The sequence below is a fragment of the Patescibacteria group bacterium genome, from assembly GCA_041662665.1.
Classification (GTDB): domain Bacteria; phylum Patescibacteriota; class JABMPQ01; order JABMPQ01; family JAQVVF01; genus JAQVVF01.
The window spans coordinates 13500-30246 of record JBAZSC010000002.1 but is presented as its reverse complement, the minus strand read 5'-3'; the positions used below and the strand labels follow the sequence as shown (position 1 = coordinate 30246).

The following is a 16747-nucleotide window of genomic DNA, read 5'->3' as shown; positions in this document are numbered from 1 at the left end:
TTCAATCTGGTTGCAACGAAAGGAGGAAAAGGCAATGACGGAGAAATCGTTGGATTTAAAGGTATTTGTTGAGCTATTAAGGATGGGTGGGTGGTCGTTGGTAGGTGGCACTTTCTATTTAGGTGAATCAAGACCTATTACATTGTCTCGTCTTTTTTTTGAAGAAACTCAGATTGGTGCTGGAGTTCGTATGTTTAATGATGATATGTGTAAAAATTATCTCATTACGGTTAGAGATGATATCTTTATGATAAAGGATTGTGCAGTGACAGTACGTCGTGGTTCCGTTGCAATTATGAAGATTCGGAATCTGGAATTGGATAAGAAATCGCAGCAAGTAGTAAAGGAAGTTGATGAAAAAAGAAAGCGTAGAGCAAAGAATCAGCGTCGTTATGCTTTACGCAAACAAGTGGTTGGAATTTCGAATGATCTTATTGGTTCGGTTTTGACAAGTATTGATGTCGATGATGAGCAGAAAGTAACGATTCGTTGTGGCGATAAGAGCTTGAGAATTGAGTTTTTCAGAGGACGTTTGTATTTGAATGGTAGAATGATGCCAAAAATCGATCTTTGTTAACTGTTACTTTGTGACAGTTTTTTTATTTTTAAAATCTTGATTATATATTTTGATTTGCTATACTAAATTATTCTAGAAACCGAAACACAAGGAGGGAGAGGAAGATGGAGAAGGGCGAGGAAAGATTGAACGCTAAACAATTTATTGAGTTTTTAAGCACTGGTGAATGGGAAATTAGAGGTGGTGTTAATTGCCCATCTGGTCTTGAAAAAGCGCGTGTAATCAAGGATGCTTCTTATGGAAGTATAAGTGGCAGTGTTATTATGCGTACAGATTCAGGTTCATATTTTAGTGTTACATATACAGATAAGATTATTCTACTAAACCCATACTGTATTTTAGTAAAAGGTCGAAGTAAAAGAATGAATAAGGAGATCATTACTTTAAGAATAGTGAATTCGAGTTTACGTGAAAAAATCAAAAATGAAAAAGATCGTTTCCGAAAATTTAAGAAAAAGATTGAAAAAGAATATGGTTTTTCTTCGAATCTAAGTATTGATCAGAGCTACGGTTGTATTACTGTTTCAGTTGTTGTAGACGGTAGGACTTTGATTATTAGCGGAAAAGATCTTTCGATAAATGATGAACAAGTACCTTTGATTGGAGTTTAAGCTATTGCTTTGGTGGTAGCTTTTTTTATTTCTTAAAATCTTGACATAAATTTTCCATTTGATAAGATGTTATGAAAATGTTTTTTTCATTTTTCTGTCTGCGAGTTGCCAAAGCAAGACTATCCCTCCTTAAGTTTTGTGAGTAGCTATAATTTAAGCTTTTGCTTAGGCTTGCAGGCAGAAAAATGGAAGAAAACTAAAAAATAGTAACTAGTAAAAAGTAACTAGTAACTAGACTAAAAATATAATCGCATTGTTTGCGGTTTTTTTGTTTTAAAAATCTGCTTTTATTTAGCGGATTTAGTAATTTTTTCGATAACTTGATCAATGCTTTTATTAATGATTTCTTGTTCTTCTTTTGAAAAATTTCCTAGAACATAATTGGCAGTATCTGAAATTTGTTCTTTAGGTAAATTTAGAACACCAATTCTAAAACGTTGTATTTCATTTGTATTTAAAGATTGAATAATTGATTGCATGCCATTATGACCGCCAGCAGATTGGCCAGAAGTTCGAACTTCGCCAATTGGCAAATCGATATCGTCGTAAATTATAGTTAAATCTTTTTTGGGATCGATTTTGTAAAATGAAACAAGAGCTTGAACTGCAGTTCCTGAATTATTCATGAAAGTTTGTGGTTTGGCAAAAATTGTTTTTTCGTCTTTTAGATTAGTTTGAGCGACTTCAGCATTAAATTTTTTTTCTAAACTAAAATTTAAATCTAGCTTTTTTGCTAAACTATCTAAAGTTTGAAAGCCAACGTTATGTCGAGTATTGTTATATTTTTCGCCTGGATTACCTAAGCCAATAATTAATTGCATATTTTTAAATTAGAGTGAATATGAATATAAGAATAGACTAATTTGCATGTATTTGCATATTTGTAGATTAGCATAGATTTGTATATTTGTATTATGTTATTTGTCTTCTCTTGCTACAGAAATATGAATTGGAGCACATTCAAATCCATATTTCTCATGAATTTTTCGTTCTAAAAATCTTAAATATTGAGGAGCGATTGTTTCTGGTCCTTCTAGATAAAGATTGAATTTTGGAGGGTTGGTTCTGAATTGAATTAGCCTAATTAATTTTGGTCTTTTCTTTGATTTTTTATTGCGATGTGGAGGATAGTCTTTTAAAATATCTAATAAAAATTTCGTTAATTCTTCTTGATCAACGATTTGATTTCTTTTTTCGTTGGCTAGAATTAATAAATCTAAAATTTCTTTGATATTTTGATTAGTTTTGGCAGAAGTAAAAACAATTGGCGCAAAATAAAGAAAATTAAAATGGAAACGCAATGAATTTACTATTTTATCAATATTGCTTTGTTTTTGTTCCATTAGATCAAATTTGTTAGCAACAATGATGACGCTAGCTTTGCTTTCAAGAATTCTTTCGGAAATTCTTTTGTCTTGTCTTGATAAAAAATCTTCGCAATCAACAACAAATAGAATTACATCGCAATCTAAAATAGTAGCCAAACTTTTTCGAATCGAAAATTTTTCAATTCCAAATCGAGCTTCTCTTTTTCTTTTTATTCCAGCAGAATCGATGACAATAAATTTTTTGTCTTTGTATTCAATTGTATTTTCAATTGCATCTCTTGTTGTTCCTGGAATATCAGAGACTATAACTTTTTCTTCGCCTAATAAGGCATTAATGATTGAAGATTTACCGACATTAGGTTTGCCAAAAAAACCAACTCTGATTGTTTTTATTTCTGTTTCTTCTGTTTCTGATTCTTTTGTTTTTTTAATCAAAGAAGAAATTTTGTCTAATAGATCACCAATGCCAGAACTAGTTAAGGCTGAAATTATTTGTGGCTCTCCTAGTCCTAGACTTAACATTTCTTGGCCTCTTTCTCTTAGATCATCATTATCAGCTTTGTTGGCAACTAGAATTATTGGTTTCTTGATTTTTTTTAATTCTTTTGAAAAACTAATATCTGGAGCAGTAATGCCTGTCTTGATATTAGTTATAAACAAAATAATATCCGCTTTTTTTAAAGCGAATTGAATTTGATCTTGGACACTTTTATTTATTACATCTTGTGCTTTAACTTTGTATTCGAATCCGCCAGTGTCAAAAATGGTAAATACTTTTCCTTTCCAGCTAGTACTTCCATTAACGACGTCTCTTGTCGTTCCAGCGATAGGCGATGTAACAGATCTGCTTCTTCCAACTAGTTTGTTAAAAAGTGTTGATTTACCGCAGTTTGGTCTGCCGATGATAACGACGTTAGTATTCATAATGAGGTAATTGCGAAAAATTTTTGCCAATAATCATGATAATGTCTATTTTGCTATTATCATTATTATATTCTTTCGGAATTGTTGTTGATTTAATAACTTTTGCATTAAATCTGTTTTTTAAAAATTCGATAGTATTTGGTTTTTTGCCATTTGAATAATCATAGACTATCGTTTTGTTATAATCTATTTTTGAAGCATTGTCAAGAGCTAATACTTTTATATTGTCGTAGGCAATTAATGCTGATGCTTCTTGCGCAAGATTTGGAGTTTCTGTTCCATTAAGAACTTTAATATTAGCAGTTTCAATATCCTCTTGTTTTGGTTCAAAAACATTTTTGCAGTAATGATGTATTTCTGTAAAATCATTTGATTTTGGCAAGAAAATGAATGAACCATTAGGACTTGTTGAAGCATAAAGTAAACCATTTGGAGAATCATCTAAGACATGATTTTTTAGGTCACTTGAATCAATATTTTTTGCAAGTTCGCCGAGTTTTAACATTTCCCATAATTCTAAATTTGTTCTGATATGATCACCGAGGATGCCTAGAAGATCATTAATTTTTTTAGGATTGCTAATCGTTGAAACTGACATTGTTTTTTCTTTGGAGGCATAAAGAATTTGTTGTTGTCTTTTTGCTCTAGCGCTATCATTTGCTTCAAAAGCTTCTGATTTATCAGTAACCACTCCATGTCGAGAGCGAGAATATTTTAGAGCTGTTTCTCCATCCATGTGATTTAATCCTTTTTCAAAAGAAATTGTTTCTACGCCAAAATTATTAGTTGGATATTTGTCGTCAACAAAACTATGTTCAACATTAACATCAATTCCGCCAACAGCATCAACGGCTTTTTTAAAGCCTTCAAAATCAGCTTGAATATAATAATGAATTGGTAAACCAGTAACGCCTTCAATTGATTTAATAATTCTGTTCGAATCAGGATTGCTGTCTTTATCAAGAGCATAAACGCTATTGATTTTTGTATTGCCGAAATCTTTTAAGTTTACATAAAGATCTCGAGGAATAGAAATCAATGCTACTCTTGGTTTATCATTTTCATATTTAATGCTGAAAATGATAATTGTATCAGTAAGCATCGCGCCATCATGTCCTTCGCCACCTACTCCAAGAAGTAAAATATTTGTTCTTTTTTCTTTTTCGCCTTTTAATTTTTTATTAGGAATAATAAATTTTTGGAGCTGGCCTAACAAAGAAGTATTAGCTGTGACTTTAAAAACACTTTTTCCAATTGAAAAAAACTTAAAAGAAATAAGAGAAGTTATTAATAAAAAAATAATTAAGAATATAGGAACAATATTTTTCTTTAGCATTTTTAATTTTTGATCATTTAGTTTTATCATAATAGATATATTATATAAGTTGTTGCTAAGTGATGTCAATTGGTCTTGCTAAAAAATCTTTGATTGTGGTATAATTGTGTTACTTATAAAATATTAATTTTGCTTTTTTTAGAAAAGCGCGGAGGAGATATAATGGAAACAAAAATAGTACAAAAAACTTCAACAAAAGAATTTGTTGTTGAATTAGTGAAAATAATTTTAATTTCTTTAGCAATTATTATTCCAGTTAGATATTTTTTATTTCAGCCTTTTTTTGTTAGAGGTGAGAGCATGGAACCGAATTTTTCAGATGGTCAGTATCTAATTGTTGATGAAATAAGCTATCGTTTTGAAAAACCAAAGAGAGGAGATGTGGTTATTTTTAAGTATCCAAAAGATCCATCCCAATTTTTTATTAAGAGGATTATTGGATTGCCAGGTGAAAGACTTGAAATTTTTAATGGAAGTGTTAAGATATACAACCAAGATCATTCTGAAGGAATTTCTGTTGACGAAAGCTATCTGCCTGCTGATTTAAAGACGCCTGGCAGAATTGATTATACAGTCAAAGATAATGAATTTTTTGTGTTGGGTGATAATAGAAAAGCGAGCAGTGATTCAAGAATTTGGGGTCCGTTGCCAAAAGCAAATCTAATTGGTCGCGTTTGGCTTCGAGGTTGGCCATTGGCAAAGGTTGGTCTTTTTAAGACACCACTTTATTTTAGTGTTAAAAATTAAATTTAATCAATTATATGGGTAGACCTAAGAAAACATTAAAGAAACCTAAATTAAGAGTAAAGAAGAAATTAGTTGAAAAAGTAAAGGGAATGCATGATATTTTGCCTTCAGAAATGCCTTATTGGGATTTGTTTTTCGATGCAGTAGATAAAGTAACTAGAACTTTTGGTTTTAGTAAATTTGAAACGCCGATTTTAGAGAGAACAGAGCTGTTCCAAAGATCAACAGGAGAGAACACAGATGTTGTTCAGAAAGAAATGTTTTCTTTTATTGATAAAGGTGGAGATGATTTAACATTGCGACCAGAAGGTACACCTGGTGTTGTTAGAGCATATATTGAGAATGGTATGCATACCTATCCTCAGCCAGTTAAATTGTATTATGTTGGTCCAATGTTTCGCAGAGAAAAGCCACAAGCTGGCAGACAAAGAGAATTTCATCAATTTAATATTGAGGCTTTAGGAAGTTCAAAAGCAGTGATTGATGCGCAAGTAATTTTTATTGCATGGAAGATTTTGAAAAAAATTGGCTTGAACAATTTTGAGGTTCAGATAAATAGTGTTGGTTGCAGAGTTTGTCGTGAACAATATCGCGAGATGTTAGTTGATTTTTTGACAAGCAAAAAACAAAGATTATGTATGGATTGCAAAAAAAGATTAAAAAGCAATCCAATGAGAGTTTTAGATTGCAAGAATCCAAAATGTCAAGAAACAATCAATGAAGCACCGCAAATTATTGATTATCTATGCGAGGAATGCCATAATCATTTTAAAGAAGTATTAGAATATTTAGACGAAGCTAAAATTCCTTATAATTTGAATTCTAAATTAGTACGCGGATTAGACTATTATACAAAGACTGCTTTTGAAATTTGGCCAACAGGAGAAAAAGCTGTTGCAGCTCAAGGAAGTTTTGGCGGTGGCGGAAGATATGATGATCTCGTGGAAATTATGGGTGGTAGAGAAACTCCAGCAATTGGCATGGCTTTGGGAGTAGAGAGAATCATAAATTATTTAAAAGAAAATAGAGAACGAAAAGATTTACCTAGAAAAAAGCCAGATGTAATGCTTGTTCAATTGGGAGATATGGCTAGGAAAAAATCTTTAGGAATTATAAATGCGTTGATTGACAGCGGAATTTCTGTAGTTGAGAATATGCACAAAGATAGCATAAAATCTCAATTAAGATTTGCTAGTAATTTAGGAGTTAGATATGCATTGATATTAGGGCAAAAAGAAGTTTTAGATAAAAGTATATTGATCAGAGATATGCAAAGTGGAATTCAAGAAGTTTTAAATCAGGATAATCTAGCAATTGAGATCAAGAAAAAATTGAGTCAAAAGAATTAGTTTAATAAATATATTTATAAGAAAGGTGGGTGAATCTAATGGTTGATGTAACCAAAAGAGGCGATGAGAAAATCGAAAGTATGTTAAGGAGATTTAAGAAACAACTTCAGAGAAGTGGAGTTTTGGTTTTGGCAAGAAGCAAAAAACGTTTTGAAAGAAAGAAAAGCAAGAACTTAACAAGAAGAAGTGCAATTAAACGCAGTGAATTTAGAAAAGAAAGAGATTATCTTCGAAAGATAGGAAAATTAGATAGTCAAGCATTCAAACAATAATGAATTTAATTAATCGCACAAAGAGCAAGATTAATAAAGACTTTTTTGAAAAGATAGCTAAGGATACCTTTAGCTATCTGAATGAAAAAAGTAATTATGATTTTGATGTGGTTTTAGTTAGTGATGATGAAATTAAAAATCTAAATAAAAAATATCGCAAAATAGATAAAGTTACTGATGTTTTGACTTTCAATATAAAAGAAGAAAATTTTTTAGGTCAAATTTTTATTTGTATAGATCAAGTAAAAAGACAAGCAAAAAAGATTGAAAGAAATGACAAAGAAGAATTAGCAGAAATTTTTATCCATGGCATCTTGCATCTTTTTGATTATAATGATGAAAATGAAAAAGGTTATAAAAAAATGGTTTTTTTGCAAAAGGAAATATTATTTCGCCTCCGAAAAATCTTAGATAAATTTTATAGTTAGGCAAATATTTCTTTAATTTAAACCATCTGTATGGTACCAGCACATATTTTAAATGTTCTAAAAAAGTTCGTTCAATTAATCGATGGTAAAGACATTCCCTGGATTTTGAGTGGAAGCACTTCGCTTGTGATTCAGGGGGTGGATGTGCAAATTAACAATGATATTGATATTTTAACGACTGAGGTAGGTTCAAAACAAATAAATATTTTGATGGATGAATACAAAGTGAAAGAATCTAAATTTTCAAGTACTGATAAATATCAATCATTCTTTGGAATATATAAAATCGATGGTGTGAACATTGACGTGATGGGTGAGTTTCAATATCGTCTTAGAAACGGTTCATGGTCCGAGCCTAATCAAAATCACAAGATATTTATTAAAGAATACCAAGGAATGTCTTTGCCTCTGTTGAGCCTTGAACAAGAACTGGTGGAATATGACAATATGGGCAAAACTGAAAAGGTTGAGAAAATTAAACCTGTATTGCAGCGAATTCAATATAAAGCTTGTTTTTATAATTAATATTGATAAAAATAAAAATGAAAATAATAGATTTAAAAAGATTAGTTAAAAGTTTCGGTTATTCTTTTAAAGGTTTAATTTATACTTTTAAAGAAGAACAAAATTTTAGAATTCATCTTTTTGTGGCTTCGATTGTAATTATATTAATGGTTTTCTTTAAAGTATCGATGTTAGAAGCATTGATTTTGATAATTGCAATGACATTGGTAATTTTTGCTGAATTAGTCAATTCCATATTTGAAAGAATAGTTGATATTCTAAAACCGCGAATTCATGATTATGCGATGATAATAAAAGATATGATGGCAGCAACTGTATTAGTTGCATCGTTGGCTGCTGTTGCAATTGGTATAATTATCTTCTTGCCAAGAATTATAAATTTATTTAATATTTAGTTAGAAATTAAATAGATATTTTTAAAAATCTATTTATCAACAAATTAATCTTACAATTTATCGATTTTTTTGTTACACTAAATCTATTATTAAAGAATTATATTTATAAAACAAAATCAAAACTAAATGCCTAAAGAAGAAATTATTGTTGGACTAGATATAGGGTCTCACAAAATTAGAACAATTGTTTCAAGAGTTGATTTTGAAACAGAAAAGCCTCAAATTATTGGATTAGGTGAGTCTTTTTCTAATGGAATAAGACGAGGAGTTGTTGTTGATGTTGAAGAAGCAACTAGTAGCATATCTTCATCAATTGAAAAAGCAGAAAGAACAAGTGGTGTTCCAATTGAACATGCTTTTATTTCAGTTGGAGGGAGCCATGTTATTTCTGAAAATAGCAAAGGTGTGATTGCAGTTGGCCGTGCTGATAACGAAATCACAGAAGATGATGTTTCAAGATCAATTGATGCAGCATCAGCAATTTCATTACCACCAAATCATGAAATTTTACATGTTGTGCCAAGATATTTTATTGTCGACAATCAAGAAGGCATTAAAGATCCGATTGGAATGAATGGTGTAAGATTGGAAGTTGAAGCAGTAATTGTTGAAGGAGCAACGTCATATATTAAGAATTTAACAAAATGTATTGCGAGAGCTGGTATTGAAATTGATGATTTGATTGTTTCACCTCTTGCAGCTAGCTATTCTGTTTTGTCAAAAAAACAGAAAGAATTAGGTGTTGTTTTGGTTGATATTGGTGGCGGTACAACTGGATTAGTTGTCTATGAAGAAGGTGATTTGATGACTGTATCTGTATTGCCAATTGGTTCTGAACATATTACAAATGATTTGGCTATTGGTCTTCGTACTTCTATCGAAGATGCGGAAAGAATAAAATTAGAATATGGAGTAGCAGTGACTTCAGATATTGATAAGAGAGATGAAGTTGATTTATCGAAGATTGTTGGTGGCGAACCTCAACTAGTTGCAAGAAAAAAAATCGTAGAAATAATTGAAGCAAGATTATCAGAAATGTTTTCGATGATCGATAAAGAGCTTAGAAAAATTGATAGATCAGGAAAATTACCAGCTGGCATAGTGTTATGTGGTGGTGGCGCAAAATTGCCAAATATTGTTGATTTAGCGAAAAAAGAATTAAGATTGCCAGCACAAATTGGCTTTCCTGAAAGCATACCTGGAGTGGTTGATAAAATGGATGATCCATCATATGCAACACCAGAAGGTCTGATCATGTGGGGTTTGAGTCATGTAGAAGAGAGAAAAGACGTGCCTGGAATTTCTTCAATGGGTAATACTGTAGATAAAATAAAAGGTTGGTTCAAAACATTTCTTCCATAGAATAAATTGTAAACTGTAAACAAAATTTGGACAGTTTGAACAATAGTCTTGTTCAACTTATCCACATTGATTCTTGATGTATATAATTTTTTCAACTATAATGAGCTATTAGATAAGCTCATTTTTGGTATGCGAATGGCTTTAGCGAAAAAGCACATGCAAATAGTATGCGAAAAGCGCACTACGAATGCGAACATACGAATAATAAAGCGAAAAGGCACATACGAATACTAATGAATAGCTTTAGATGCTCCGATAATTTTAGAATAATTTGTATATTAAAGTGTTAAAAATAAATTTATGGAGATAAAACCAGAGATTGAAACATTTGCGAGAATCAAAGTGGTTGGTGTTGGTGGAGGTGGCTGTTCAGCTGTAAGTAGAATGCATTCATCGACAATGAAAGGCGTTGATTTTATTATTGTGAATACTGATGCTCAAGCATTGCAAGTTTCTAATATTAAAACAAGAATTAATATTGGCAAGACTTTGACAAGAGGATTGGGTGCGGGCATGAATCCAGAAATTGGAAGACAAGCTGCAGAAGAAGACCAAGAAGAAATTCAAGAAGCTGTCAAAGGAAGCGATATGGTTTTTATCACTTGCGGACTTGGTGGCGGAACTGGTACTGGCGCTGCTCCAGTTGTTGCGAGTATTGCAAAAGAAGCTGGCGCTTTGACTGTTGGTGTTGTGACAAAACCTTTTTCATTCGAAGGTGCACAAAGAAATGATATTGCTGAAAAAGGGCATGAAGAATTGGAAAGCAAAGTTGATACTTTAATTACAATTCCGAATGACAAATTATTGCAAATAATTGATAAAAAAACTTCTTTGACTGATGCATTTAAAGTAGTTGATGAAGTTTTAAGGCAAGGTGTTCAAGGTATATCGGATTTAATTACTGTTCCAGGCGTTGTTAATGTAGACTTTGCAGATGTTCGGGCAATCATGGAAGGTACTGGTTCGGCATTGATGGGTATTGGCGTTGCTTCTGGCGAAAATAGAGCTGCTGAAGCTGCAAAGAAAGCAATCGATAGTCCATTGTTAGAACAATCAGTTGATGGCGCAACAGGCGTGTTATTTAATGTTTGCGGTGGCGATGATTTAGGAATGTTGGAAATTGATGAAGCTGCTAAAGTAATTACAGAATCAGTTGATCCAAAAGCTAAAATTATTTTTGGTGCTGTTAGGGACGAAAGTTTAAATAATGAGATAAAGATCACAGTAATTGCTACAGGATTTTCATCAAAGAAAAAGAAAAAAAATCTTGATGATTCAATTCCATTATCAACATTATCCTCATCTTCTTCATCTAATATTCAAAATGACGTTTTTAAAGGATTTAGTTATCAATCAGTTGAAAACAATAGACCCAAAATTCAAGAACCTCGCAGACCAACAATCGAAGCTGATGATGACGAATTAGACGTACCAGCTTTTATAAGAAGAAAATTGAATAAGTAAAAACGAAGATACAAGATTAAAGGTATAAGTTATAAGTCCGTGAAATTTCACGGACTTTTTGTTATAATTAAATTTATTAAATTGAACAAAGATCTTGGTCTTTAATTTATTTTATTATTTTAGTTGAACAGATAAAGTGTTCAAATTAACTAAGGCAAAAATATTTTTTTGGCTAGGTGCTATATTTTTGGGAGGGATTTTTTTATCTCAATTTTTTAATTTTAATTTAATTCTAAAATTAGTAATTATTAATTGTGCATTAATTCTGATTTTTATTTGGCATAAATATCGGATTTGTTTGTTTATTGGTTTGGGAATTTTAGTTTTTTTATTTGGAATGTTTCGATACGAAATAGCATTGCCAAAAGTTGATAATACATGGGTGCAATATTATAACGAAAAAGAAGAAATTAAAGTTATTGGAAATGTTGTTTCTGAGCCTGATATTAGAATAGAGAATACGAGATTGACATTAGGAAATTTAAAATTAGGAGATAACGAAAATAAATTAAAAGGTAAAATTTTGGTAACTGTGCCAAAATATCCAGAATTTAATTATGGAGATTCGGTAGTAATGCAAGCAAAATTAAAAGATCCTGGTGAATTTAATGAATTTAATTATCGAGATTTTTTAGCTAAAAGCGGCATATATTCGGTTAGTTATAATCCAAAAATTGAATTAGTTTCTAGCGGACATGGAAATTTATTGTTTAACTATATTTTAAAAATAAAGAGTAAATTTAGGTCAAGTTTGACGAAAATTTTGTCAGAACCGCAAGCTTCTTTGATGGACGGATTATTATTGGGTAATAAAAGTGGTTTATCAAAAGAATTAATGGATAAATTTAATTTTGTTGGTGTTTCTCATATAATAGTTGTTTCAGGTTATCATGTTACAATTATATGTTCTATTTTATTAGCTTTTGGGATGTATTTTTTGAGCAGGAAACAATCTTTTGTTTTAGCTGTAACTGGATTATTGTTCTTTATAATTATTACTGGAGTGCAATCTTCAGCAATTAGAGCGTCTATTATGGGAGGATTAGTTCTAGTTGCTTTGAATTCTGGCAGAATGTCGAATATTAGAAACGTGCTTTTATTTTCGGCATTAACAATTGTTTTCATTAATCCATTGCTATTATCTTTTGATGTTGGTTTTCAGTTATCTTTTTTAGCAACGATTGGGATCGTCTATTTTACGCCAATTATTTTAAAATATTTAAAATTTCTGCCAAATATTTTTAAATTGCAAGAAATATTGGGAATGACTTTGGCGGCACAATTATTAGTATTGCCAATTATTTTTAATAATTTTCAAAGACTTTCGGTAATTTCACCATTGGTAAATATATTGATTTTGCCATTTGTGCCTTTGACGATGCTATTTGGATTCATGGGCGGAATTTTTGGATTGTTTGTTCTGCCAATAGGAAGATTGTTCGGGCTTTTAGCATGGTTGCTTGTTTCGTATATGATTTGGCTAGTGGAATTTTTTGTAAAATTTGATTTTGCATCAATTGAAGTTGATAAACTTTGGTTTGGATGGACGATATTGTATTATGTTATTATTATTGTTAGTTGGAGATTTTTTAGAAAAAAAATTAAGACGTAGAGACGTTGCAATGCAACGTCTCTACGATATTTAATTATGATAAAAGTTAAAAATAAAAAAATTGTTTATAGCATTATAGTTGTATTTGGATTGCTAAATATTGTTTTATGGCCAGCGGTTTTTAAATCTGATAAAAATTTAACAGCCTATTTTTTTGATATTGGGCAAGGAGATGCCTCATATTTTAGGACTGTTGATTCTCAAGATGTTTTAATTGATGGAGGTCCAAGCAGTAAGATTTTGGAAAAATTGGGAAAGGTAATGCCATATTATGATAAAAATATTGAATTAATGATTTTGAGTCATTCACATGCTGATCATATAGATGGGCTTGTTGATGTTTTAAAAAGATATGATGTTGGAGAAGTTTTGTATTTTGTAACTAAAGATGATTATGCTGGTTATTCAGAATTTAAAAGAATAATTAAAGAGAAAAATATTTTAGAAAAAAATGTTAAAGCTGGTGATGAAATTTCTATAGGACAAACTAAAATTAAAATTTTAGCTCCAATAAATTATACAGAAGGCGAGGATCAAAATGATTCTTCGGTTGTTTTAAGATTGATTTATGGGCAAAATTCTATTATGATGACAGGTGATGCAGGAGTAAAAAATGAGAAAGAAATTTTGACTAGCAATGTTGATTTGAAAAGTGATGTTTTGAAAGTGGGCCATCATGGAAGCAAATATTCAAGTTCAATGGATTTTTTGAAAGCAGTTGCACCGAATTATGGTATAATTATGGTGGGTTTGAAAAATGTTTATCATCATCCTGGACAAATTACTTTGGATAATTTGAATAATTTGGGCATTAAAGTTTTGAGGACAGATTTGGATAAAGATATTCGTTGTTTGTCTGATGGTATTAAAATAGAATGCGATAAGATTAAATAATTTTCAATTTACAATTTTCAATAAATTTACAATTTTCAATTTACAAGCTGTTTATTGAAAATTAATTTATTGAAAATTAATTGTAAATTGATTATTGAAGATTGAAAATTTCAATTGTTGTTCCTGCGTATAATGAAGAAAAATATATTAGACCGTGCATTGAATCTCTTGTGAATCAAGATTTTTTGGATTATGAATTGATTATGAGTTTAAATGCTTGTACTGATCATACTGAAGATGTTGTTCTAGATGTGGCGAAGAAAAATAATTTTAATAATTTAAAAATTGTTAAAGAAAATAGAAAAGGTGTTTCTTATGCAAGGCAAAGTGGCGCGGAGAATGCTCAAGGCGAGATTATTGCGAGTTGTGATGCGGATACTGTTTATCCGAGGGATTGGCTAAGAAAAATAGATAATCATTTTAATTTTGATTTACAAGAACAACAGAAAACACTTGAAATACTCGAAGCACCTGAACAAATTGCTGTTGTTTATGGAAGTGTGAGGATGAATGGTGGACCAGCATATTTAAAATTTTTGGCTCGATATATTTATACTTTGTTTTTACATATTTCTAGATTGTTTGGAAAAGATAATGTGACTGGAATGAATTTTGCTTATCGAAAAGATTTATTTATTAAGGCTGGAGGCTATGATTTGAATTTAAAATCTGCTGAAGATGTTTTTCTTGGACAAAAGCTAAAAAAATATGGTAAAGTTGTTTTTGATTCAAAGATTTTCGTATATACTTCGCCAAGAAGATTTGAAAAAGGATTTTGGAAGTTTTTGTGGTTTCATATCAAAAATTATTGGAATGTGTTTATTTTTAAAAAACAGCCAAGTGATTTTGAAGATATACGTTAGAAAATAGAAAACAGGAAACAGAAAATTGTTCAATGTTGTACTGTTTTCTGTTTCCTAATTTCTATTTTTATGAACATAGCATTTTTTACTGACACCTATCATCCTTATGTTTCTGGTGTTGCAAATTCAATAGATTTATTTAAAGATGAGCTTGAAAAACAAGGTCATCAAGTTTTTATTTTTGCGCCATTATTGAAAGATGAAAATGGAAATATTCCAAAAGATGGACCAAGAATTTATCGAATTGAATCTTTGAAGCAGGATGTGTTTTCTGAATTTACTTTGACGTTGCCAAACTTACCGCCGATTTTTCATGATTTTTATAAATTTAAAATTGATGTAGTCCATTCTCATACTCCATTTTATATGGGAATGTATGCGAGTATTGTGGCATTATTTTATAATATTCCAGTTGTTCATACTTATCACACACTTTACGAAAAATATACTGGTCATTCATTATTTAAGAATTGGTATAGTATGGATAAAGCTGTTATGAGTTTGGCAAAAGACATCTCAGTATTTTATAGCCAAAGATGTGATGCTTTGATTTCGCCTTCGGAAAAAGTAAAAAAAATGTTGCAAGACTATGGAGTGAAGAATGATATTTCAGTTATTCAGACAGGAATTGAATTAGACAAATTTAATAATGTTGATAAAAATTATTTGCGAAGCAGATTTAAAATTCCTGCTGATAAAAAAATAATAATGTATTTGGGTAGAGTTGCTCAGCCAAAAAATCCAATGTTTTTTGTAAAAATGTTTGAAAAAGTAGTAAAAGAAGATGATAATTGCATATTGGCAATTATTGGTTCTGGGCCAAGTCTTGAAGATTTGAAAAAAGAATTTGAAAAAAAGAATTTACAAGATAGAGTTATTTTTGGTGGATTTGCAAATCGTGATGAAGTACCAAAATGTTTTGCAGATGCTGAGATTTTTGTTTTTGCATCAAAGACAGATACTCAAAGCTTAGTTTTATTAGAGGCAGCAGCATCTGGTTTGCCAATTGTAATGTTGAAAGATGAAGGTTTGACTTCAGTAGTTAAAGATTCAGAAAATGGTTATGAAATTTCTAACGATGATTCAAAGTTATATTCTCAAAAAGTTCTAGAATTATTGCGAAATTCTGATTTACGTGCTAAAATGTCAACAAAGTCTGTTGAATTTGCGAAACAATTTTCGATTCAAAATCAGACGCAAAAGTTATTAAATCTTTATTTAGAAACGATAAAATTTCATGATAAGTCTTCATGGAGAAAAAGATTGTATAGAGGATTGAATAAAGAAATAAATTTGAAAGATTTTTTTATGGAAGATGGGAAATTCAAGATTGTTCAAAAATTGAAAAAGTTGAGAGATAAAATCAAGAGTTAGTAAAATTTGTAAAATAAGTAAAATTAATAAATTATGAAATTAGAAATTCAGGAATTAGAAATTTATTTTTAATTTTGATTTTTTAATTTTGAATTGTTTAAATTATGCCAGATAAAATTGAAAGAACATTAGTTATAATTAAGCCAGATGGTTTGCAGAGAAATCTTTTAGGCGAGGTTATTTCTCGTTTTGAAAAAAAAGGATTAAAAATTACAGCTTTGAAAATGATGCAATTAAGCGATGTATTATTGGATGAACATTATGCGCATCATAAAGATAAACCATTTTTTAATGACTTAAAGGGTTTTATGAAAAGTGCGCCTTGTGTTGCAGCAGTTTTGGAAGGCTATAATGCGATTTCAGCTGTTCGTTTATTAGTTGGTCCAACTAAAGGTTATGAAGCTGATGCTGGCAGTATAAGAGGTGATTTATGCATATCTGGATCAAGCAATATTGTTCATGCATCTGACAGTCCTGAAAATGCCGAAAAAGAAGTATTCAGATTTTTCAATAATGATGAATTGTTTGAATATAAAAAAATAGATTATGATTATCTTTATTCTGAAAAAGAAAAAGGTATATAATAATCTGAATTAAAATTAAAAGAGTCGAAAGGCTCTTTTTTGTTTATTTGAAAATCTCTTGACAGCAATTATTATTTTGCTATACTTTATTTAAGTAAATCA

The 16747-nt window shown here is 30.5% G+C and carries 18 protein-coding genes; 15 read left to right on the top strand and 3 right to left on the bottom strand.

The genetic code is table 11. From position 1 onward, the window contains the following. Positions 1 to 34: 34 nt before the first annotated feature. Positions 35 to 577, top strand: coding sequence for a hypothetical protein (locus WC663_03440; GenBank protein ID MFA6296382.1), 543 nt, complete (start codon positions 35 to 37; stop codon positions 575 to 577). A gap of 104 nt (positions 578 to 681) precedes the next feature. Continuing rightward, positions 682 to 1188, top strand: a complete 507-nt coding sequence (locus WC663_03435) for a hypothetical protein (protein ID MFA6296381.1) — start codon at positions 682 to 684, stop codon at positions 1186 to 1188. A 287-nt stretch (positions 1189 to 1475) separates the two neighbouring features. Here the strand turns inward: WC663_03435 and pth are convergent, their stop codons facing one another. The 3 genes from pth to WC663_03420 all read right to left on the bottom strand — a co-directional run bounded on the left by pth (position 1476) and on the right by WC663_03420 (position 4806). Beyond that, entirely contained in the window at positions 1476 to 2009 is a 534-nt protein-coding gene (gene pth, locus WC663_03430; protein ID MFA6296380.1) for an aminoacyl-tRNA hydrolase, read from the bottom strand. Between the two features lie 96 nt (positions 2010 to 2105). Then, positions 2106 to 3440, bottom strand: a complete 1335-nt coding sequence (gene der, locus WC663_03425) for a ribosome biogenesis GTPase Der (protein ID MFA6296379.1) — start codon at positions 3438 to 3440, stop codon at positions 2106 to 2108. Next, positions 3430 to 4806, bottom strand: a complete 1377-nt coding sequence (locus WC663_03420; protein ID MFA6296378.1) for an LCP family protein — start codon at positions 4804 to 4806, stop codon at positions 3430 to 3432. Before WC663_03420 ends, der begins: the two co-directional genes overlap by 11 nt. Before the next feature lie 132 nt (positions 4807 to 4938). Between WC663_03420 and lepB the strand changes: the two genes are divergently transcribed. The 13 genes from lepB (at position 4939) to ndk (ending at position 16645) form a co-directional block, all read left to right on the top strand. Next, the gene (lepB, locus tag WC663_03415; protein ID MFA6296377.1) at positions 4939 to 5523 is read left to right on the top strand and encodes a signal peptidase I; all 585 of its coding nucleotides are present in this window, start codon (positions 4939 to 4941) and stop codon (positions 5521 to 5523) included. A 14-nt stretch (positions 5524 to 5537) separates the two neighbouring features. Then, the gene (gene hisS, locus WC663_03410; protein MFA6296376.1) at positions 5538 to 6872 is read left to right on the top strand and encodes a histidine--tRNA ligase; all 1335 of its coding nucleotides are present in this window, start codon (positions 5538 to 5540) and stop codon (positions 6870 to 6872) included. A gap of 38 nt (positions 6873 to 6910) precedes the next feature. Further along, on the top strand, positions 6911 to 7144 hold the full coding sequence (locus WC663_03405) for a 30S ribosomal protein S21 (protein ID MFA6296375.1): 234 nt from the start codon (positions 6911 to 6913) through the stop codon (positions 7142 to 7144). Continuing rightward, on the top strand, positions 7144 to 7572 hold the full coding sequence (gene ybeY, locus WC663_03400) for an rRNA maturation RNase YbeY (protein ID MFA6296374.1): 429 nt from the start codon (positions 7144 to 7146) through the stop codon (positions 7570 to 7572). The genes WC663_03405 and ybeY overlap by 1 nt, the downstream gene beginning before the upstream one ends. Positions 7573 to 7602: 30 nt before the next feature. Beyond that, complete coding sequence (locus tag WC663_03395) at positions 7603 to 8097, top strand: hypothetical protein (protein MFA6296373.1); 495 nt, start codon at positions 7603 to 7605, stop codon at positions 8095 to 8097. A 17-nt stretch (positions 8098 to 8114) separates the two neighbouring features. Then, positions 8115 to 8492, top strand: coding sequence for a diacylglycerol kinase family protein (locus tag WC663_03390; GenBank protein ID MFA6296372.1), 378 nt, complete (start codon positions 8115 to 8117; stop codon positions 8490 to 8492). 126 nt (positions 8493 to 8618) lie between these two features. Further along, complete coding sequence (gene ftsA, locus WC663_03385; GenBank protein ID MFA6296371.1) at positions 8619 to 9854, top strand: cell division protein FtsA; 1236 nt, start codon at positions 8619 to 8621, stop codon at positions 9852 to 9854. A 300-nt stretch (positions 9855 to 10154) separates the two neighbouring features. Beyond that, positions 10155 to 11318 (top strand): cell division protein FtsZ, encoded by a 1164-nt coding sequence (gene ftsZ / locus WC663_03380; protein ID MFA6296370.1) that lies wholly within the window; start codon positions 10155 to 10157, stop codon positions 11316 to 11318. Positions 11319 to 11454: 136 nt separating this feature from the next. Continuing rightward, positions 11455 to 12930 (top strand): ComEC/Rec2 family competence protein, encoded by a 1476-nt coding sequence (locus tag WC663_03375; GenBank protein MFA6296369.1) that lies wholly within the window; start codon positions 11455 to 11457, stop codon positions 12928 to 12930. A 36-nt stretch (positions 12931 to 12966) separates the two neighbouring features. After that, on the top strand, positions 12967 to 13824 hold the full coding sequence (locus tag WC663_03370) for a ComEC/Rec2 family competence protein (GenBank protein MFA6296368.1): 858 nt from the start codon (positions 12967 to 12969) through the stop codon (positions 13822 to 13824). A 101-nt stretch (positions 13825 to 13925) separates the two neighbouring features. Next, entirely contained in the window at positions 13926 to 14687 is a 762-nt protein-coding gene (locus WC663_03365) for a glycosyltransferase (GenBank protein MFA6296367.1), read from the top strand. Positions 14688 to 14756: 69 nt separating this feature from the next. Further along, the gene (locus tag WC663_03360; GenBank protein ID MFA6296366.1) at positions 14757 to 16061 is read left to right on the top strand and encodes a glycosyltransferase; all 1305 of its coding nucleotides are present in this window, start codon (positions 14757 to 14759) and stop codon (positions 16059 to 16061) included. 116 nt (positions 16062 to 16177) lie between these two features. Continuing rightward, complete coding sequence (gene ndk / locus WC663_03355; protein MFA6296365.1) at positions 16178 to 16645, top strand: nucleoside-diphosphate kinase; 468 nt, start codon at positions 16178 to 16180, stop codon at positions 16643 to 16645. Positions 16646 to 16747: the final 102 nt, after the last annotated feature.